This window comes from Pseudarthrobacter sp. NamB4 (assembly GCF_005796185.1).
In the GTDB taxonomy this organism is placed as follows: domain Bacteria; phylum Actinomycetota; class Actinomycetes; order Actinomycetales; family Micrococcaceae; genus Arthrobacter.
On record NZ_VAHM01000002.1, the window covers coordinates 53,606 to 73,425 of the forward strand.

Below are 19,820 nucleotides of genomic sequence, written 5' to 3' on the forward strand. Positions count from 1 at the left end.
GCCAGCACCCTACTTCTTCGTCAGCCGGTACCGCTCGATCTGCTTCAGCCGCCGCAGCAGGCTGTCCCGCCGGGGGTGCGGGACGGCGTCGGCCGGTTCCGCGGTGAGGTCGATGTGCTTGGTGCCGTACTGCCACAGGAGCAGGTCATCGAGCAGCCGGTCCGGGCCGGGGGAGTAGCGGTGATCCAGGGCCTTGCGGACCTCGGTGATGCGGTTGGCGCTCAGGAGACCGGCCAGCTGCATGGTCTGCTTGAGGCCGTGGGCGGCGAGGAGTTCTGCGGCCCAGCCCCAATCGTCGTCCACCTTGCGGTCAACGTGCGGGAGCAGGGTGCGCCAGACGTCCCGCACGCGGTTGGGGGTCAGCGGTGCTGCGCCTTCGCCGTCGGCGTCCCAGAAGCTGCGCACTTCCTCGTAGCGTTCGTGGAGGTCGGCGAAGGCGGTCTCCACCGTTTCCAGCATGGCCGCGGTGGCCGTGAACTGGCGGTCGAAGTGCGGCGTCCAGGCCCGGGGGTCCTCGGCCTTGAACCGGATGTCATGCTCGATCTCGCTCCAGGCATGCGCGAAAATGGTGCGGATCTGGCATTCAAAAAAGTAGCTGCCGTTGGGCACGGCATCCGGGTTGAAGACCTGCTGGTACTCCTTGACGGCCTCGTTCTGGATGGTCCGCAGGATCAGGTGCCGGCTGGAGTAGCCGTACGTGCCGGACTCGATGGAACCGATGTCCTTTTCCCGGTCCCCGCGGCAGTCGAAGAGCTGGCGCTGGCGCTTGATGATGTTGGCCACGGCGGCGTTTTCGGCCGGGAGCTTGGTGATGACGCGGATGCCTACCATGTCGTTCAGGGTCCGGAACGGGTCCGGGAACTTCAGCAGCCGCGGCCCTCCCGGTTCCAGCGGTTCTTCGGTCCTGGAGATCTTCTCCTTGAATGATTCCACCGTTTTGGTCCGCCCGGTGACGAACAGCGGCGTCACCTCGGTGTCCTTGAGCATGTCCCGCAGGATCAGCAGGACATCGCGCGTGACCAGCTTCAGGGCAGGGCGGACGCGCGCGTAGATCTCCACGTTGTGCTCCACGGACTCGCGGAGTTTTACGTCCAGGCTCTCCCAGTTACTCGGCATGCTCCCAGCTTACGGCCGGGCAATGACAGAACGACGGCGGGCGGGGCCTTCAGTCCGCGGCGGCAGCGGTTGAGCCGCGCACCACCAGTGAGCTCTCCAGCGTGACCGCCGTCTTGTCCAGCGGCTTCCCCTCCATCAGGCGGCGCAGCTGTTCACCGGCCCGCAGGCCGAGTGGAGTGGCGGGCAGGTGGACGCTGGTGAGGCCCGGGTTGCTGGTGGCCGAGTAGGGGAGGTCGTCGAAGCCGGCCACCGCCAGCTGCTCCGGGATCTTCACTCCGGCCACGCGCGCTTCCTGCAGCACGCCGTAGGCATGCGTATCGGTACAGCAGACGACGGCGGTCACCCCCTCGCGCTGCCACTCCGGCCAGGCGGCGGCAAAGGCGGAAGCTGCCGAGCCGACGTCGACCGTGGTGCTGATGATCCGGTCCGCCGCCAAATGGAGGCCGTGGGACGCAGCCTCGTCCAGGAAGGCCTGCCGGCGAAGGGCGAACGTTTCGGTGCCGGTGACGCTGTCCACGTACGCCGCCTCCCGGTGCCCGGCCCCAGCCAGGTGCGCGGCAAGCTGGCGCGCGCCGCTTGCCACGTCCAGGTTCACTGACGGTGCATACCCTTCCAGCCCTGGCGCATCCAGCAGCACCAGGGGCGACGGCGACGCAAGGTCTTCGAGGAACCCTGCGTTGGGTGCGTCCACCAGGAGCCCGGCCGGACGCAGGGACATCAGCCGGCGGACGTCGTCGGCCTGGGGAAACTCGCCCGCGTCGGTTACTGACAGCAGCAGCTGGTACTGCGGGCCGAGGGACTCGCGCACCCCGGCGATCACCTTGGCGAAGAACGGGTTGGAGATGTCCGGGGCCACCATGACCACGATCGAGCTCACGCCCCTGGCGAGCGAACTGCCTATGCTGTCCACTACATAGCCCAGCTCGGCGATGGCCTCCCGCACGCGCGAGATGTTGTCCTCGGAGACGCGGCCGGCTGTCTTGCCGTTGGCCACCAGCGAGACTGTTGCTACCGAGACGCCGGCGCGGGCAGCGACCATGGCTGCCGTGACGCGCCGGGGGCGCGCCCGGTGCTGCAGCTGTTCCCCGGAATCCATACTTCGATCCTAGTCGCCGCCGAATGCCGTCAGGGAGCGCAAGGCATCAAGCGTTTGACGTGCGCAAACACGGGAGGGGGAGTTAAGCGTTTGACGTGGGCCACGAAGCCCTGCCATGATGACTCCCGGAATGTTGAACCCCTGCCCCCGGCAGGCCCCAATGACGTGGAGAACCATCGTGGAACCAAACCACCAGCCCGGAAGCCAGCCGGCTGAACGCAGGAAGATCATCCTGGACTGCGACCCCGGGCACGACGACGCCGTGGCCCTGCTGCTCGCACACGGCAACCCCACTATCGATCTGCTGGCAGTCACCACCGTGGTGGGCAACCAGACCCTCGAAAAAGTCACCCGCAATGCCCTGGCCGTAGGCACCATTGCCGGCATCACCGGCGTCCCCTTCGCCGCCGGCTGCCCGCGCCCCCTGGTCCGCAACATCGAAACCGCACCGGACATCCACGGTGACAGCGGCATGGACGGCCCTGCCCTGCCCGAGTCCACCATCGGGCTGGACCCGCGCCACGCCGTCGACCTCATCATCGACACCGTGATGGCCCACGAGCCGGGCACGGTCACCCTCGTCCCTACTGCCGGCCTCACCAACATCGCCCTGGCCGCACGCAAGGAACCGCGGATCGTGGAGCGGGTCAAGGAAGTGGTCCTGATGGGCGGCGGGTACCACGTGGGCAACTGGAGCGCCGTGGCCGAGTTCAACATCATCATCGACCCCGAGGCCGCCCACATCGTCTTCAACGAGAAGTGGCCCGTGGTGATGGTGGGCCTGGACCTCACCCACCAGGCACTGGCCACTCCGGACGTGGTGGAGAATATCGCCGCCATCGGCACCACGCCAGCAAAGTTCGTCACCGAGTTGATGGATTTTTTCGCCCACACCTACAAGGACGCCCAGGGCTTCGACCACCCGCCCGTCCACGATCCCTGCGCCGTGGCGTACGTGATCGACCCCAGCGTCGTCAGCACCCGGAAAGTGCCCGTTAACATAGAACTGCAAGGCGCACTGACCCTGGGCATGACCGTGGCCGACTTCCGCGCCCCCGCACCGGAGGACTGCCATACCAGCGTCGCCGTGGACTTGGACCACGAAAAGTTCTGGAACCTTGTCACCGACGCGCTGGTCCGGATCGGCGAGCCGGGCAGCGGTGACACAAACACCGAAGGCAACGCGGCCGACGTCGAACGCCGGCAAAGTGCCCGCCTCACCGTGGGAGGGGCCAAGTAATGTCTGTCACCGTTATCGAAACCAAGGCCGGCCGGGGCAATGTCACGGCCCTGATGACCGCCCTGCTGGCAGCCTGCGTGGCCTTCCAGCTCAATGCCTCCATGCTCAGCCCCGCCCTGGTCACCATGGGTGAGGAACTGAAGACCGACCAGGCCGTCATCGGACTGTCCCAGACCTGGTTCTTCACCGCGGCCGCCCTGTTCTCCCTGTTCCTGCCCCGCCTGAGCGACATCGTCGGCCGGAAGAAGGTCCTCGTGGGCATGATGGTGCTGATGGGCGTCGGCTCGGTGATCGCCGCCATGGCCCCGGACGTCACCTGGCTCTTCGTGGGGCGCATCATCCAGGGGGTCAGCGGCCCCACCGTTCCGCTCTGCCTGATCATGCTGCGCTCCGCGGTCAGCAACCCGCGCAAGTACGGCACGCTGATGGGCCTCATCACCGCCGTCAACGGCGGCGTGGCAGGCGTCGACTCCTTCGTGGGCGGCTACCTTGCCGAGCACTTCGGTTTCCGCAGCATCTTCTGGCTCATGGTGGTTTTCGCCGCCGTCGCCACCGCGCTGATTGCCTTCCTGGCCGCTGAGAGCAAGCCGGGCGCCGGCACCCGCATGGACTGGACCGGCGTGTTCTTCATCGTCGTTGCTGTCGGAGCCCTCCTGACCGCGCTCAATGAAGGCGCCAAGCTGGTGGGCGGATTCTCCTCCCAGACCCTGATGCTGAGCCTTGCCCTGGTGGCCGTTTCCGCCGTCTCCTTCGCTGCCTTCTGGCGGACGGAAAAGCGCGCCGCGCAGCCGATGGTGGAAATTGTGCACCTGCGCCAGCGCTCCACCTGGGCGCCGCTGCTGACCACCACCCTGACCATGACCGGCATCTTCGCCGTCATCAACGGCATCGTTCCCGCCTACGTGCAGGCTGCCGGCGGCTTCGGCGTGGGCCCCACCGACATGTCGCTGATCATCCTCACCCCGTACGCCCTGCTCGGCTGGCTGGTGGGACCGCTGAGCGGCAGGCTGGCCCCCGTCCTCGGCTACACGAAAGTGCTGCGGATCGGTCTCCTGGGCAGCGTCGCCGCACTGGCCGTTATTGCGTTCTTCGGCCTGGACAGCCTGCCGATGATGATTGCCGGCACGGTATTGCTGGGCATCATGTACGCCGGTACGGTCAACATCATGCTCAACGGACTCGGCGTCGTCCTCTCGCCGGCGGGGAACCCCGGCTTCCTGCCCGGCATGAACGCCGGCGCCTTCAACCTGGGCGCAGGCCTGAGCTTCCTGGTCCTGCCCGCAGTGCTGGTGGCGACGGCGTCCCTCGGCGACGCGAAGGCCTCCTACCTGACCGTTGTGGTCGTCGGCCTTGCCCTCACCGTGGCCGCGTTCGCCGCCTCGCTGCTGATCCCCAAGCCTGTCGAAGCCGAGGTGGCCGAATGAATGCCGCCCCGCCCCAAAGCCGGGCGGCGAGCCCGGGCCGGATCGTCGTCGTCGGCTCACTGAATGCGGACCTCACCATCTACTGCGAACGGCTGCCGCTGCCCGGTGAGACGGTTCACGGCAACGGGTTCGCCGTGAACCCCGGCGGCAAGAGCGCCAACCAGGCCGTGGCCGCCAGCCTGCTCGGCGGGAAGGTCAGCCTGGTGGGCGCCGTGGGGGACGACCCCAACGGCGACATGCTGCTCTCCTCCGCGGCGCGGGCCGGCGTAGACGTGGGGCACGTCCGGGAGTCGCATGAGCCCACGGGCGTGGCCGTCATCGCCGTGGACGCCAACGGCGAGAACAACATCATCATTTCCGCCGGTGCCAACGGGACGCTGTCCCCGGCGGACGTGGCAGAGGCGTCGGACGTGATGGAGCAGGCCGCCGTCGTGTGCCTCTGCCTGGAGGTGGACATGGAGACGGTGCTGGCCGCCGCCCGCGCAGGGCACGACGCCGGCGCCACAGTCTTGCTAAACCTCTCGCCGTACGCGGAGGTGCCGGAGGAACTGACTTCCCTCACGGACGTCCTGCTGGTCAATGCGCACGAGGCAGCGCTGTTCCTCGGTGAAGGGGCAGCCGTTCCCGGGGCCGACGCGCCCGACACCGAGTGGGAGCAGGTCCGGGTGCGGTTTGCGGAGCGGGGGATCCGGCAGGTCCTGGTCACACTGGGGTCCCAGGGCTCGGTGGTGCTGGATTCGCTGGCTCCGGAGGGTTCCCAGGTCACCCGGATTGCCCCCACCCAAGTAAAAGCAGTGGACACCACCGGGGCAGGTGACGCCTTCACCGGGACCGTTGCCGTCCGCCTTGCCACCGGGGACGCCCTGGCCGGTGCTGCCGCCTTCGCGTCGGTGGCAGCAGCACTGGCCACCACCCGGAAGGGGACCCAGTCCGCCTATCCGGAATCGGCCGACGTCGAACGGCGCCTGCGGGCCTAGGAAAGCGTCCGCCGCCCGATCAGCCTGAGCGCTCCCTTGACCAGCCTGGTGTACCTCTCGTTGGTTATGCCGGGCGGTGGTCCCACCGGGACGAGCCGCTGCTCGGCCACTGTTTGGGTTTCGGTGTACTTGAGGATGCCCTCCCTGCCGCGGCGCCACCCCACCCCGAAGTCCTTCATCCCGCCCACCGGGGCATCGGCGCGTTGAGCCGCGACCTGCCGCTCTCGGCTTGGGCCAGGTCCAGGATGTCCGCCTCGCGCTGCAGGAGCAGTGTGTGGAACTGCCCGACGACGGTGCGGCGCCGCCTGAGGGGAATGGTGACCCCCTCCCGCTGGGCTGCCCGGGCAGTGGCAATGGTGGCGGCGACGTCTTCCGGGTACAGACGGGGACTTCCCCGATAGGACTGCAGTCCATGGGAGAAAAGGATGAGCTTACCCGGCAGTAGCTGTGGGCCTGCTCACGAAGGCCCTGTCACGCCGGTTCACAGTTTCAGGGGGTGCCGGTAATTAAGTTAGGCTTACCTTGCCAAATTGACATGCGGTCGCAGTACCGCCCGTGTGAGAAGAGCCCCCCTGTGCGCCCTCGTCCCTTGATTGCTGCCGCTGCAGGCCTGACCGCCCTTACGGCCGCCCTGACCGGCTGCGGCATCATCGGTGGACAGCCCGCCGACCTGCAAATCTACTCTGCCCGCCATTACGACCTGGAGGGCGCCTTCGGCCAGTTCACGGACGAGACGGGCATCACCGTGGAGTTCATCAGCGGTGACGACGCCGAACTCCTCGAACGGCTCAAGGCAGAGGGTGAGGACAGCCCTGCGGACGTCTTCATGACGGTGGACGCCGGCAACCTGTGGAACGCCGCGCGCCAGGACGAACTTGCCGCCGTCGACTCTCCAGTCCTCAAGGAAGCAGTGCCGGAGGACCTGCGCGACGCGGAAGGCCGCTGGTACGGGCTGGCGATGCGCGCCCGCACCATCACCTACAACCCGGACAAGGTTGACCCCGCCGGGTTTGACGCTGCAGACACCTATGCCGGCCTGGCCGACCCCAAGTGGAAGGGCCGGCTCTGCATGCGCGACGCCACCTCTTCCTACACGCAATCCCTCGTGGCGAGCCTGATCGACCTCCACGGCCGCGAGAAAGCCCTGGAAATCGCCAAGGGCTGGGTGGCCAATGACGTGCAGATCATGAGCAACGATGTGCTGCTGCTGGAAGCCATCGACGCCGGAACCTGTGACGTGGGAATCAACAACCACTACTACCTGGCCCGCACTTTGGAGGAGAAACCGGACTTCAAGGTGGACCTTTACTGGGCCAGCCAGGAAGGCGCCGGGACACACGTCAACATCTCCGGAGCCGGTGTGGTGGCAGGCTCGGACAACGCCGGGGAAGCGCAGCAGCTCGTCGAATGGCTGGCCACCAAGGGGCAGAACGCCTTCGTTGACGCCAACCACGAGTTCCCGGTCAACCCGGCCGCAGAACCCGAGCCGGTTATTGCGGGCTTCGGGGAGTTCAAACGGATGCCGCTGAACGCTGAAGCCTACGGCGACCTCAACGCGGAGGCCGTCGACCTGCTCGCCGAGGCCGGATACAAGTGACCGAAACGGCCGTCCTGGCCGAAGCGGGGACGCCGAAGCGCCGTCCCCGCCGGTCGGCCGGTGCCGGCCGTCCCGCCTGGTCAGCACTCGTGGTCCTGGTGGCCGTAGTGGTTGCCATGCCCGTGCTCGCGGTGGTCCTTGACGGCCTGCGCAGCCTGGGCAGCACCACTCCGCCGCGGGACCTTCCCGGGATGGTGCTCACCACCCTGCTCCTGATGCTCGGCGTGGCCGCGGGCTCGCTGCTGGTGGGCGGGGGCCTGGCCTGGCTGGTGACCGCCTACCGCTTCCCCCTGCGCAACGTCTTCGTCTGGCTGCTGGTCCTTCCCCTGGCCGTGCCTGCCTACATCCTGGGATTCGTCTTCCTGTCCGTGTTCGATGTGTCCGGGCCGGTGCAGACAGCCCTGCGCGCGGCATTCGGCGCAGATGTCTGGGTGCCTGAAGTCCGTTCGCTGCCGGGGGCGATCCTGGTAATGTCGCTTTCCCTCTACCCGTACGTCTACCTCCTGGCACGCACCGCGCTGATTGAGCACACCGCCGGCACCTACGATGCCGCACGGACCCTTGGTGCAGGGCGGGGCCGGGCATTGCGCCGGGTCCTGTTGCCGCTGGCCCGGCCGTCGCTGGCTGCGGGCATGTCCCTGGTGATGATGGAAACCCTGACCGACTTCGCCACTGTGCAGTACTTCAACGTCCAGACCGTTTCCGTGGGCGTCTACCTGGTCTGGAAGGGCACCTTTAACTTCCATGCCGCAACCCAGCTGGCCGTGCTGGTGCTGCTGTTCGCCGTCGCCGTGCTGGCGGGCGAGCGGGTCCTCCGCGGCCGGGCACGCTACCACCGGCAGGGCAGCCGCGGGCAGGGCCTGCAGCCCCAACAGCTCGACGGCGGCCGCGGGTGGGGAGCTGCCGCTCTTTGTGCGGCGGCCGTCAGTACAGGCTTCCTGATCCCGGTGATCCAGCTGCTGGCATGGGCGGCCGGGGGAGCTGCCAGGAATCCGGGCTTCCTCGCGGATCCCCGCTTTGGCGAATACATCGTCAACACGCTCCTGGTGGCCGCAGTCACTGCTGCTGCCTGCGTGCTCATCGCCGTGGCCGTGGGACACGGAGTGCGGCTGAGCGGCGGCAGGTTCGTCTCCTCCGCGGCGCAGCTGACGACGTTCGGTTACGCCGTGCCCGGTGCCGTGGTGGGTATCGGCGTGTTGATCTCCTTCGCGGCCCTGGACGACGCCCTGGAAGCAGCGGGCGTTCCTGGCGGTACCGGGCTGCTCATCACCGGTTCCGTGCTTGGCATCCTGTACGCCTACGTGATCCGGTTCCTGGCGCCCGCCTACCAGGCAGTGGATTCCAGCTTCGCGAAGATTCCGATGACCCTCACCTTCTCCGCCCTGAGCCTGGGCGCCGCACCCCGCCGGATCCTCGCACGGGTGCACGCACCCCTGGCCAGGTCCGGGATCGCGGTGGCCCTGATGCTGGTGGCGATCGACGCCGTCAAGGAGCTGCCCATCGTGCTGCTGCTGCGGCCCTTCGGGTTTACCACCGCGTCCGTGTGGGTCTACGAACTGGCGCGCGAAAACTTCTGGGAGAAGGCCTCGCTGCCCGCACTGGTGATCGTGGCAGCCGCCATCCTCCCGGTCCTGGTCCTGGTCCTGCAGGCCCGAAGTGTTGAAACCTCTGGAAAGGTCCCGGCATGAGCATAAGGGCAGACGAACCCCGTTCCGGCGGGACCGGCGGCGTTCCGGCAGCGCTGGTGTTTGAAGGCGTAAGCAAACACTACGGATCGACGTTGGGCGCTGACAGCCTCGACTTCGTCATACCGGCCGGCGAGCTGGTGACCCTGATCGGCCCCTCGGGCTGCGGGAAGTCCACAACATTGCGCCTGGCGGCAGGGCTGGAACGGCCGGACCAGGGCGTCATCCGGGTTGCCGGGGACGTGGTGGCGGACAAACGCCGCTTCGTGGAACCGGAGAAGCGCCGGGTGGGACTGGTGTTCCAGGACTACGCGCTGTTCCCGCATATGACCGTGGCCCAAAACGTGGAGTTCGGGCTGGACCGCCTGACCCGCGGTGAGCGCCGCGCGCGGACCGGGGAAGTGCTCGACCTGGTCCGGCTGGGCCACCTCTCCGGCAGGTATCCGCATGAACTCTCCGGCGGCGAGCAGCAGCGCGTGGCGCTCGCCCGTGCCCTGGCGCCCCGCCCCGCCGTCGTACTCCTTGACGAACCGTTCTCCAGCCTGGACGAATCCCTGCGCGCGCAGGTGCGCCGGGACACCGTGGCAACGCTCAAGGAGGCCGGAACCACCGGTGTGCTGGTCACCCACGACCAGACCGAGGCGTTGTCCGTGGGCACCCGCGTGGTGGTCATGCGGGGCGGCGTGATCGAACAGGCGGACACCCCGGAGAAGGTGTTTGAACAGCCGGCCACCCGGTTCGTTGCCTCCTTCATGGGCGATGCCGACTTCCTCCCCGCCCACGTGCACCGCGCCCTGCTGACCTGCGAGATCGGCGTGGTCTCCACCGTCCCCGGCTGGGCCAACAGCGAAGCGGACGTGGACGTGGTGCTGCGGCCCCACGAGGTGGCACTGCAGCCGGACCCAAACTCTCCGGCGCGCGTGTCATCCGTCGAGTACCACGGCGCGTTCGTGCTCCACTACGTCACGCTCGCCTCGGGCCGCACGGTGCGCTCCTGGCAGCCGCACACCGTGCGCCACCCCATCGGCACGCCCGTCGCTGTGACTGTAGCGGCAGGGACCACCCCCACCCTGCTGCTGGGTGACCGCGCCATCACCTCGCCGCCGCCGGGCAGCTCCCTGAAGCCGCGCCCTTCCGTACCCCTTCAGCTCAGTTAGGTACCCCCATGCTTATCCTTCCCATCCTGGTGGCGCTTTGACCGCGCAGCCGGAGCTGGCACGCATCGCGTTCGCGGACCTGGCCCGCCACGGAGACCGCCCCGCGGTCTACACCCCCGACGGCGTCCTCTCCTACCGGGAGCTTGCCTCCTTGGTGGACCACGTCGCCGCAAGGCTCGGCACCGGCCGCCGGCTCGTAGTGCTGGCCGCGCGCAATGACCTGGACTCACTGGTGGGCTATCTCGCGGCGCTTTCGGCAGGGCATCCCCTGCTGCTGGCACCGGCGGACAAGCCCGACGCCCTGGCATCCCTGATGGACGCCTACGACCCGGACGTGCTCCTGCGCCCGGGCGACGGCGGCGGCATCCCCCTGCTGGAGGAGCGCCGCCGCGGGACCCGGCACGAACTGCATCCCGAACTGGCGCTGCTGCTGAGCACCTCCGGGTCCACCGGCTCCCCGAAACTGGTGCGGCTCTCGCAGGCCAACCTCACGGCGAACGCCGAGGCGATAGCCGAGTACCTGCACATCGGACCCGAAGACCGGGCCGCCACCACGCTCCCGCTGCACTACTGCTACGGCCTGTCCGTCATCAACAGCCACCTGGTCCGCGGGGCCGGGCTGGTGCTCACGGACCTTTCGGTGGTGGACCCCTGCTTCTGGGACCTCTTCCGGGAGCGCCGGGCCACCTCCTTCGCCGCCGTGCCCTACACGTTCGACCTCCTGGAGCGGGTGGGCTTTGCCGGGAAGGACCTGCCGCACCTGCGCTACGTCACCCAGGCCGGCGGGCGGCTGGCGCCGGAAAAGGTGCGCTTCTGGGCGGAAACCGGGCAGCGCCGCGGCTGGGACCTCTTCGTCATGTACGGGGCAACCGAGGCGACTGCCCGGATGGCCTACCTGCCGCCGGACCTCGCCGTGGACCATCCTGAAAGCATCGGCGTGCCGGTGCCGGGCGGCACCTTCCGCATCGAACCTGTGGAGGACCTGGCGGACGGGGAGCTGGTGTACACCGGCCCCAACGTCATGCTCGGCTACGCAGAGCAGCCGGCGGACCTGGCGCTGGGCAGGGAAATCCACGAACTGCGCACCGGCGACCTCGCCCGGCAGCACCCCAACGGGCTGTACCAGGTGGCGGGCCGGCGCAGCCGGTTCGTGAAGATCGTGGGCCTGCGCGTGGACCTCGGGCAGGTGGAGAAGATCTTCGCCGAGATGGGAATCACCGCCGCCGCGGCAGGATCCGACGACGGGCTGGTGGTCGCCGTTGAAGGCGACCACGACGGCGGAATGCTCGCCAAAACCCTCGCAGGCGCGATTGGGCTGCCCCGCGCCGCCGTCGTAATCCATCCAGTGGAGGCCCTGCCGCGCCTGGCCACCGGCAAGGTGGACTACCCGGCGGTCCTCCTGCTTGCTGTGGGGGCTGCTTCCGCCGCCCCCGCCCCCGCGCCCGCCGCCGCTGCCGCCAGGACAGCAGCGCCCGCGGGGGCTGCCGAGGGCCCCGCTCCTGCCGGCCCGGCCGCCGCCGGCACGGACATCCGGCGCATCTTCATGGATGCCCTGGAGTGTTCCTCCGTGGCTGACGGTGACACCTTCGTCTCGTTGGACGGGGATTCCCTGTCCTACGTGGCGGTCTCGGTGCGGCTGGAGCAGGTCCTGGGGCAGCTGCCGCCGGACTGGCACCTCATTCCCGTGCAGGAACTGGAGCGCCGCCGGAAGCCGAAGCGGCGCCGGATCGTTTCCTTCCTGGAGACGTCGATCGTAGTGCGCGCCGCGGCCATCGTGTGCATCGTGGCCACGCACGTTGAGCTGTTCATGTTCCAGACCGCCCACCTGCTTTTCGCGGTGGCGGGCTACAACTTCGCCCGGTTCCAGCTGGCAGAAGCGCGGCGGCCCAGGCTGCGCCGCCAGCTCCGCGGCGCCGCCCGTATCGTAGTGCCGTCGGTGGCGTTCATTGCCCTGGCCTACCTGCTCACGGACCATTACACGGTAGCCAACATCTTCCTGCTCAATGCCATGGTGGGGCCGCAGGAGGTGACCACCCAGTGGCACTTCTGGTTCGTGGAACTGCTGGTGTACATCCTGCTGGCCATGGCAGCGCTCATGGCCGTGCCGTGGGTTGACCGGTGGGAGCGCCGTGCCCCATTCGCCTTCGCCTTGGGCCTCGTGGCCATCGCCCTGCTGGCCCGCTACGACATCGTGGACCCCGGCCTGCCCAAGCCTCCGCCGGTATTCTGGATCTTCGCGCTGGGCTGGGCACTCGCCCGCGCCCGCACCCACCTGCACCGGCTGACTGTCTCTGCCATTACCCTGCTGACCCTGCCCGGCTTCTTCAACAGCACCGTGCGGGAGGCCACCGTGGCCGCGGGCATCCTGCTGCTGGTCTGGGTGCCGGCACTGCCCGTACCCGCCGTCCTGCGCAAGGTCACAGGCTGGCTTGCCGCGGCATCGCTGTACATCTACCTGACGCACTGGCTGGTTTACCCGGTCCTGCTGCCAATCAACCCGGTCCTGGCGGTGGCGGGTTCGCTGGTGCTCGGTGTCGGTTACTGGGCTTTGTGCCGGTGGCTGCCCGGTGCTGCTGCGGGAGCGTGGGCCAGGCGGGGAGCGGCTTTGCGGCGAACCCCTGGCTCTTCTGCGGCCCGCAACGCCAGCTGAATGTTCTGTACCTAAAGCCCCGGCTGCTGCACGCAGCCGGGGCTTTTTGCTGCCCGGCGTAACACAACAACGGCCCTTGACCGTGAGCGCCGTCACTGCTTTACTAAATGAATCCCGTTCATTTAGCGGATGTGGCGGTTGCGCCTGAGCAAACATCGGAGCCACCAGCAAGGTAGCGGCCAACAAAGGCGTGGCCGCCTTTTTGCCACCGCCCGGTCCTACGGGCGGATGGCCAAGGCATTTCCGTTTGGAGGCTCCGCCTACACCTACGCGACGCGTTCATTCGGCGCCGGTTTCGGCTTCCTGGCGGGATGGTCGTTGCTGCTCGACTATCTGCTCCTGCCGATGATCAATTATCTGCTGATTGGCATCTACCTCAACGCGGCCTTCCCGGCCGTTCCCGCATGGCTGTTCATTGTCGTTTCCATCGTGGCAGTGACTGTGCTGAACCTCGTCGGCATCACGGCCGTGGCCAGGGCGAATTATGTGGTGGTGGGACTCCAGGGCCTGTTCATCGTGCTGTTCGTCGTCCTCGCCTGCGTATCGATCAGCGGGTCGGGCACTGTGGATCTCCTGGCTCCCTTCAGGGGAGCAGATGGCGCCGGAGGCTTCCCTCCGATCATGGCCGGCGCTGCCATCCTCTGCTTGTCCTACCTCGGTTTCGACGCCGTTTCCACCTTCGCAGAGAAGGCGAAAGACCCGCGGCGGACCATACCCAAGGCCATCATGCTCACCACTGTCCTTGCCGGCCTTATTTTCCTGGCACTCGCCTACATAAGCCACCAACTGCTGCCGGTGGGGACTTTCGCCAGCCCGGATTCCGCCGCCATCGAGGTCGTCGGGGCCGCAGGCGGGAACCTCCTCGTCGCATTCTTTACTGCCGCCTACATCGCAGGAAGCCTCGGCTCCGCCTTGACCTCCCAAGCCTCTGTGTCACGCATCATCCATTCCATGGGCAGAGGCCGGGTCCTTCCCGCGGTCCTGGGACAGCTCCACCCCCGGCTTGGCACCCCGGCGGTCCCGATCATCCTGACCTCAGCGGTGGCGCTGCTTGCCCTGGTCCTTGATCTGACAACCGTCACCTCGCTCATCAGCTTCGGCGCACTCGTCGCCTTCTCGGTGGTCAACGTATCCGTCATCAAGCATTACTTCATTGATCAAAACCAGCGAGGGCCCAAGGGTGTGGTCAACAACCTTCTGCTGCCCGGCGCCGGCCTTATCCTGACAGTTTGGCTTTGGACGAGCCTGAGCGGACTGTCCTTCTCGCTTGGCCTCTCCTGGGCGGGGCTTGGGCTCGCGTACCTGGCCGTGCTGACGCGCGGCTTCCACCGGCCCACGCCTGCCCTGGAACTCGAGGCCGCCTAGCTGCCCGCTGTGCCGTGGGTGCCGATTGGCCCTCCAGCTAACGGCGGTCCCCTCGGACCGGCAAGGACGTGGCTTGCCTGGTCGCTGTAGTCTCGGCACATGCGGCACCGGTATCAGTACGGCGAAGGTTCCAGCCAGTGGGGCGAGCTTTTCCTGCCGGAACTGCCTGAACTGCCCGACGGCGGGACGCGCCAGGGGGTTGTAGTGGTCATCCACGGCGGATACTGGCGGTCGCAGTACGGCGCGGAGTTGGGGGAGCCGCTTGCTGCTGACCTGGCCTCACACGGCATGGCTGCGTGGAACCTTGAGTACCGGCGCGCGGGGAACGGCGGGGGCTGGCCCCATACCTTTTCCGACGTCCTGGCGGGGATCGACAAACTGCGGGAACTTGCCCCGGTCCATGGTTTGGACCTGGCGAAGGTGGTGGCGCTCGGCCATTCGGCCGGCGGACACCTCGCCGTCTGGGCTGCTGGCCGGGACCGGCTCCGCGGCTTGGGGCTGGACGCGGAGCACCACAAGGTCGGGGCCAACACCGACGGCGTCCGGCTTACCGGGGTGGTAAGCCAGTCAGGCGTCCTTAACCTGGCCGACGCTGAAAGGCTCAGCCTCAGCAACGGTGCCGTGGGCAACCTGCTGGGCGGGCCGTCGTCGGAATTTCCAAGGAGGTATCGGTACGCGGACCCCATGGCGGCGCTGCCGCTGGACGTCCCCGTCTACGCCGTGCATGCTGAGGAGGACGAGGACGTTCCGCTGGCCATGTCCGCCACGTATGTGGACGCGGGCCAGGCGGGGCGCGTTCGCCCCCAACTGGTCATGGTGCCGGGGGACCACTTTGCCCTGATTGATCCTGGAGCCCAGGCCTACCGGACGTGCCGCGAACTGGTGCTGGAACTGCTGGCGAAGACTGCGCCCACAACGGCGCGGACCACCCTGCCGTAGCATGACGCCCATGGACATCCCCTGGTCAAGCGGCACGTGGACACATCCCCCTGTTTCTGCCGTTGAACTCGGTGCAGATTTGCTGGTGACGGCCCGGGAGGGCAGCGACGCCTGGCGCTGCACGTCGTACGGCTTTGTGCACGACAGTGAGCACGCACTTCTGGTCCCGTTTCCGGAGGGCTCCGCCATGGAGGTGGAGTTTACGGCGGAGTTTTCGGAGCAGTTTGACCAGGCCGGAATCTTCGTCCGGCTGGCTGCGGACAAGTGGGTCAAGGCGGGCGTCGAGTTCGCGGACGGAGCCTGCCAGCTGGGGGCCGTAGTCACCAACGGGCACTCCGACTGGTCCCTCGCCCCGGTCCCCGGATGGAAGGGCAGCCGCGTGCTCATCCGGATCAGCCGTGCCGGCGATGCGCTCACCATCCGGGCAAGGGCAGATGACGGACACCTGCGATTGGTCCGCCTGGTCCCGCTGCATCCTGCCGCTGACGCTTACGCCGGTCCGTTCACCTGTGCTCCCACCAGGGCTGGACTGACAGTTCCCTTCCATGCCTGGCGCGTGTTAGAGCCTGACCGCGCCCTGCACTAACGTCATTCAGCGTCCGCGGAAGCGTCACGGGCTCCGCCTGACCGGGCCTCTTCTGGCAGAGTATGACCATGCTCACTGTTATTGGCGAAGGCCTTGTTGACGTTGTCCAGCGCGCTTCCGGCATCGAGGCCCACGTGGGCGGCAGCCCGCTGAATGTGGCGGTGGGCCTGGCCCGGCTGGACCACCCGGTGCAGTTCATCGGCCGGTACGGCCGGGACGCCTACGGGGACTCCGTGGCCGCGCACCTGCGCGCCAGTTCCGTGATGCTTCCGGTCGGCCCGGACAATCTTCCCACCAGCGTGGCCACCGCGCTGATTGACGACGACGGCGCCGCCACCTACACCTTCGACCTCGCCTGGGAGCTTCCCGGCATCGCCGACCGGCTCGCCTTCATGCTGCAGGGCACCACCCTGCTGCACACGGGCTCCATCGCCACAATGCTGGCGCCTGGCGCCACGGAGGTGCTCGCCGCCGTCGAATATGCCCACCCGCGCGCCACCATCAGCTTCGACCCCAACTGCCGGCCCAGCATCATCTCCGACGTTGCGTATGCGCGGCGGCATGCGGAAAAGTTCGTCTCGCTGTCCGACGTGGTGAAGGCGTCCGACGAGGACCTGGCATGGCTCTACCCTGACATGGACGTCCTCGACGCCGCCCGGAGGTGGCTGGAGCTGGGCGGCCACGAGGGGCCGGCCATGGTGGTGGTCACGCGCGGAGCAGAAGGGCCGTGGGGAGTCTGCCGGGCGGGTGAAGCGAAGGTGCCCGCGCCGAAGGTTGAAGTGGCTGACACTGTGGGCGCCGGTGATTCCTTCATGGCTGCCCTGCTGTCCGGTCTGGTGGACCGCGGCCTGGACGGCGCGCAGAACCGCAAGGACCTCCGGGAACTGCCGGCGGAGGGGCTGGGGGAGTTGCTCGCCCATGCGGCCCGCGCTGCCGCCGTCACCGTGTCCAAACCGGGGGCGAACCCGCCCACGCGGGCTGAGCTGAACGGGCATCTGGAGGAGTAGCCCGTTCCTTGCCCGTCGACCCTCTCTCAGTCAATGGGCGTTTAACGCCATCGCTCTCTCACTTTCTGCTGGAAAGTGAGAGAGCGATGGCCAAAATGGCGCATCAACTGATAGAGCGTGCTGGGCGGGTTACTCCTGGCCCAGTCCCGCGGCCGAGGTCTTCTCGCCGGAGACACTGTTGAGGGCCCGCAGGTCGAAGATGCCGCTGATGTCTGCCTGCTGGGTGGTGCCGGCAGTGACGCCGTCTTCCAGGAGCTTGTTGTAGGTGCCGGCCAGCGGATCCACCGTGAAGACGATGTTCTTCAGGGACCGGTCGATGACGTCCGCCTTCAGCTCCGCACCCGCTGCTTCCTTGAGGGCAGCGTTGATGACGGTGGCTTTCTCGGAGTCCGGTGCGCTGTTCAGCCACTCCACCGACTTCACATGGCCCTTCAGCAGCGCCTTCACTGTGTCCGGGTGCTCAGCGGCGAACTTCTGGTTCACGATCAGGATGGTGGTGGGGAACTCACCCGGCTTCCCGGACAGCGAGCCGTCCCACAGGTCCTTTTCGTCCACCAGCACCCTGGCTCCGGCCGTCAGCACCAGGCGCGAGGCCCATGGCTCAGGCAACCACGCGCCGTCGAGCTTTCCATCCTGGAACAGCTTCAGGGTCTGGGCGTTCTCGGTCGGGTTGATGGCGACATCACCACTGCCGTGAACGTTGGTCTTGTAGCCCTGCGAGGTGAGCCAGGCGCGGAGCGCAACGTCCTGCGTGCCGCCGAGTTGCGGCGAGGCGACCGTCTTGCCCCTGAGTTCCGCCGCGGAGCCGATCTCCGGCTTCACCACCAGCTGGGCGCCGCCGGCGGCCGCACCCGCGATGATGTTGATGGACTCGCCCTGGCTCTTGACGAAGGAGTTGATGGCGGGGTTCGGGCCGATGTAGGTGGCGTCGATGGCACCTGCGTTGAGTGCCTCGATGGCGGCCGGGCCCGCGTTGAACACCTGGGTGCTGAGCCTGGTGTTCCCCAGCTCGTCGGCGATGTAGTTCTGGCTCACCCCCACCAGGGCGGGGGCGTGGGTGACGTTGCCAAAGTAGCCGAGCTTAAGTTCGACGGCGGGATTGCCGGCGGGTGCTCTTTCCGCGGCAGGTGCCGTGCCCGGGTTTGCTGCGCTGACGGCGGAAGCGACCGCGGCGCCACCTCCCACGAGGGCAAGCAGGGCAGCCGTGATGCCGATCTTCTGGCCCAGGGAGCGCCTGGGTTTGTCGGACTGTCCGGCAACGATTCGGGTGGAGCTTGTCTGGTTCTGCGGACTCTTGTCCTGGGCCTTTGCCATGGGGGATTCCTTTGCTGGGGGCGGATGCTGAGTCGAGAGTACGGAGCCGCCGGCAGCCCGACAATCATCCGGGTAGCAGAGGTTAACGGGACGACGCGAAGGCTCAACGCGGCGTAGCGGAGCGTCAAGAAACTTCGCAGGACGTCTTGTTTCTGCACCCGCTGGCGACGGAGGGCGAACTCGTTGGTTACCGTCCGGATGGTAAAGTTTGGTGCTGCCCACCGAGTCTGGGCTGATGGCTGGATCGGCGATGGAGACCGGGAATGAAGCAGTGGTTGTGCCTGGGCGGAGCGATCATCACGGAGGTCAGTGCCACCTTGGCCCTGAAGGCGGCCCTCGAAGCGCCGGGCTGGTACGTTCTGGTGGTCTTCGGATATGTCACCGCGTTCTTCCTGCTGAGCGTATGCCTGCGGCTGGGGATGACCATCGGCGTCGCTTACGGGGCATGGGGCGCAGGTGGGGTCACCGCCACCGCGCTGCTTTCTGCCAGCATTTTCGACGAGCCACTCACGTGGCTGATGGGTTTCGGCATGGCACTCATCCTGGCCGGCGTCATCACTGTTGAAGTGGGCTCGCAGAAGGCCCACGCCAGGCAGGAAAGCGGGCAGGCATGACCTGGCTCTTCCTCACCCTGGCCATCCTTACCGAAGTTGCCGCCACGATGTCCCTGCGCGCCTCCGAGGGGCTGAAGAAGAAGCTCTGGCTTATCCCCATTGTGGCCGGCTACGTCAGCGCCTTCTGCTTCCTCGGTTTGGCGCTTGCCGAAGGGCTTCCCCTGGGAGTTGGTTATGGCATCTGGGTGGCGTGCGGCGTGGCGCTGACAGCAATCGCCAGCAGGATCCTGTTCAAGGAACCGCTGACGCCAACCATGGCAGGCGGGATCCTGCTCATTTCCGCGGGAGTGCTCATCGTAGAGATCGGCGCCAGCAACGCGCATTAGCGGCACCGCCCCCTAAGCCCACTGGCAGGCGGGGCGGGATGCACCGGCGCCGCTTTCACCATAGGCTGGCCGGGTGGATACAGGCACCGTAAACACCCGCGAACAGGGCGAGCAGGTTGACAGGCAGTCGCGCATTCTTGAAGCAGCGCTGGAACTGCTGTCGCGCCACGGGATCTCGGGTGTCAGCATGCGCGCAGTGGCCCGCGAGGCGGGAGTCGCCCTCGGCCTCGTGAACTACTACTACGAGGACAAATCAAGCCTGATCCGTGCGGCACTGCACAGCGTCGACAAACACGACCTCGCATTGGTGGCGCAGGATCCCGGCCTGCCCCCGGAGGAGCAGTTGCGGAATGCCCTTCGCCGGGTTGCGGGTCCGGAACTCCTGACCACGCGGTACCTGTCCCTGCGCCTTCATCTTTGGGCGCTCGCGAGGGCGGACGAGGACTTCGCCCTGATCAATGCGGCGGCGTTCGACCGCTACCTGGACGGGCTCGGGGCCCTGATCGGGAACGCCAGGCCGGAGCTGTCAGCCAAGGAATGCAAGGAGCGGGCGGCCGACATCGTCGTCGTTCAGAACGGGATGTGGCTAACCGCGCTCCTCGGCGTGGACAAGGAATCCATCCGGCGGAGCATCGCCCGCACCGAAGAGATCGCCTTCGCCGCATAGCGGCCGGCCGCCGCCACTCTTCCGGGGCGCCGGCAGTACACCATCCTTTTCATAGGGCCC

18 protein-coding genes are annotated in these 19,820 nt (G+C 67.4%); 14 read left to right on the forward strand and 4 right to left on the reverse strand.

What is annotated here, in order from left to right:
* Nucleotides 1–9 precede the first annotated feature (9 nt).
* Both FDW81_RS01750 and FDW81_RS01755 read right to left on the reverse strand, forming a co-directional pair.
* The gene (locus tag FDW81_RS01750; protein WP_138132410.1) at nucleotides 10–1,116 is read right to left on the reverse strand and encodes a GTP pyrophosphokinase family protein; all 1,107 of its coding nucleotides are present in this window, start codon (nucleotides 1,114–1,116) and stop codon (nucleotides 10–12) included.
* A 49-nt stretch (nucleotides 1,117–1,165) separates the two neighbouring features.
* A complete protein-coding gene (locus tag FDW81_RS01755) occupies nucleotides 1,166–2,155 on the reverse strand; it encodes a LacI family DNA-binding transcriptional regulator (protein ID WP_171027088.1) in 990 nt (329 codons plus the stop codon).
* 217 nt (nucleotides 2,156–2,372) lie between these two features.
* Here FDW81_RS01755 and FDW81_RS01760 point away from each other — a divergent pair, with 217 nt between their 5' ends.
* Genes FDW81_RS01760 through FDW81_RS01770 form a run of 3 tightly spaced genes read left to right on the forward strand, consistent with a single transcriptional unit; the run spans nucleotide 2,373 to nucleotide 5,853 of the window.
* Nucleotides 2,373–3,452 carry a nucleoside hydrolase gene (locus FDW81_RS01760; protein WP_138132412.1) on the forward strand — a complete coding sequence of 360 codons (1,080 nt, stop codon included), beginning with the start codon at nucleotides 2,373–2,375 and terminating at the stop codon, nucleotides 3,450–3,452.
* A complete protein-coding gene (locus FDW81_RS01765; RefSeq protein ID WP_138132413.1) occupies nucleotides 3,452–4,876 on the forward strand; it encodes an MFS transporter in 1,425 nt (474 codons plus the stop codon). The genes FDW81_RS01760 and FDW81_RS01765 overlap by 1 nt, the downstream gene beginning before the upstream one ends.
* Nucleotides 4,873–5,853, forward strand: a complete 981-nt coding sequence (locus FDW81_RS01770) for a ribokinase (RefSeq protein ID WP_138132414.1) — start codon at nucleotides 4,873–4,875, stop codon at nucleotides 5,851–5,853. Before FDW81_RS01765 ends, FDW81_RS01770 begins: the two co-directional genes overlap by 4 nt.
* Here FDW81_RS01770 and FDW81_RS01775 read toward each other — a convergent pair.
* Complete coding sequence (locus FDW81_RS01775) at nucleotides 5,850–6,032, reverse strand: hypothetical protein (protein WP_205754585.1); 183 nt, start codon at nucleotides 6,030–6,032, stop codon at nucleotides 5,850–5,852. The two genes, FDW81_RS01770 and FDW81_RS01775, sit on opposite strands and share 4 nt — an antisense overlap.
* A gap of 410 nt (nucleotides 6,033–6,442) precedes the next feature.
* On the opposite strand from FDW81_RS01775, the gene FDW81_RS01780 reads away from it, so the two are divergent.
* From FDW81_RS01780 to FDW81_RS01815, 8 genes are all read left to right on the forward strand, one after another.
* Nucleotides 6,443–7,450, forward strand: coding sequence for an extracellular solute-binding protein (locus FDW81_RS01780; RefSeq protein ID WP_240719840.1), 1,008 nt, complete (start codon nucleotides 6,443–6,445; stop codon nucleotides 7,448–7,450).
* Nucleotides 7,447–9,138, forward strand: a complete 1,692-nt coding sequence (locus tag FDW81_RS01785) for an iron ABC transporter permease (protein ID WP_138132416.1) — start codon at nucleotides 7,447–7,449, stop codon at nucleotides 9,136–9,138. The genes FDW81_RS01780 and FDW81_RS01785 overlap by 4 nt, the downstream gene beginning before the upstream one ends.
* Nucleotides 9,135–10,292: an ABC transporter ATP-binding protein gene (locus FDW81_RS01790; RefSeq protein ID WP_138132417.1), complete on the forward strand. Its 1,158-nt coding sequence runs from the start codon at nucleotides 9,135–9,137 to the stop codon at nucleotides 10,290–10,292. Before FDW81_RS01785 ends, FDW81_RS01790 begins: the two co-directional genes overlap by 4 nt.
* A 37-nt stretch (nucleotides 10,293–10,329) precedes the next feature.
* A complete protein-coding gene (locus FDW81_RS01795; protein ID WP_138132418.1) occupies nucleotides 10,330–12,942 on the forward strand; it encodes an AMP-binding protein in 2,613 nt (870 codons plus the stop codon).
* Between the two features lie 129 nt (nucleotides 12,943–13,071).
* Nucleotides 13,072–14,307: an APC family permease gene (locus tag FDW81_RS01800; RefSeq protein WP_255467067.1), complete on the forward strand. Its 1,236-nt coding sequence runs from the start codon at nucleotides 13,072–13,074 to the stop codon at nucleotides 14,305–14,307.
* Between the two features lie 99 nt (nucleotides 14,308–14,406).
* A complete protein-coding gene (locus tag FDW81_RS01805) occupies nucleotides 14,407–15,246 on the forward strand; it encodes an alpha/beta hydrolase (RefSeq protein ID WP_138132419.1) in 840 nt (279 codons plus the stop codon).
* A gap of 10 nt (nucleotides 15,247–15,256) precedes the next feature.
* Entirely contained in the window at nucleotides 15,257–15,832 is a 576-nt protein-coding gene (locus tag FDW81_RS01810; RefSeq protein WP_138132420.1) for a DUF1349 domain-containing protein, read from the forward strand.
* 68 nt (nucleotides 15,833–15,900) lie between these two features.
* A complete protein-coding gene (locus tag FDW81_RS01815) occupies nucleotides 15,901–16,839 on the forward strand; it encodes a carbohydrate kinase (RefSeq protein ID WP_138132421.1) in 939 nt (312 codons plus the stop codon).
* 129 nt (nucleotides 16,840–16,968) lie between these two features.
* Here the strand turns inward: FDW81_RS01815 and FDW81_RS01820 are convergent, their stop codons facing one another.
* Nucleotides 16,969–18,153: an ABC transporter substrate-binding protein gene (locus tag FDW81_RS01820; RefSeq protein ID WP_138132422.1), complete on the reverse strand. Its 1,185-nt coding sequence runs from the start codon at nucleotides 18,151–18,153 to the stop codon at nucleotides 16,969–16,971.
* A 263-nt stretch (nucleotides 18,154–18,416) separates the two neighbouring features.
* Here FDW81_RS01820 and FDW81_RS01825 point away from each other — a divergent pair, with 263 nt between their 5' ends.
* The 3 genes from FDW81_RS01825 to FDW81_RS01835 all read left to right on the forward strand — a co-directional run bounded on the left by FDW81_RS01825 (nucleotide 18,417) and on the right by FDW81_RS01835 (nucleotide 19,760).
* Nucleotides 18,417–18,767: a multidrug efflux SMR transporter gene (locus tag FDW81_RS01825; protein WP_138132423.1), complete on the forward strand. Its 351-nt coding sequence runs from the start codon at nucleotides 18,417–18,419 to the stop codon at nucleotides 18,765–18,767.
* Entirely contained in the window at nucleotides 18,764–19,093 is a 330-nt protein-coding gene (locus FDW81_RS01830) for a multidrug efflux SMR transporter (RefSeq protein WP_138132424.1), read from the forward strand. Before FDW81_RS01825 ends, FDW81_RS01830 begins: the two co-directional genes overlap by 4 nt.
* 73 nt (nucleotides 19,094–19,166) lie before the next feature.
* Nucleotides 19,167–19,760, forward strand: coding sequence for a TetR/AcrR family transcriptional regulator (locus FDW81_RS01835; protein ID WP_138132425.1), 594 nt, complete (start codon nucleotides 19,167–19,169; stop codon nucleotides 19,758–19,760).
* Nucleotides 19,761–19,820: the final 60 nt, after the last annotated feature.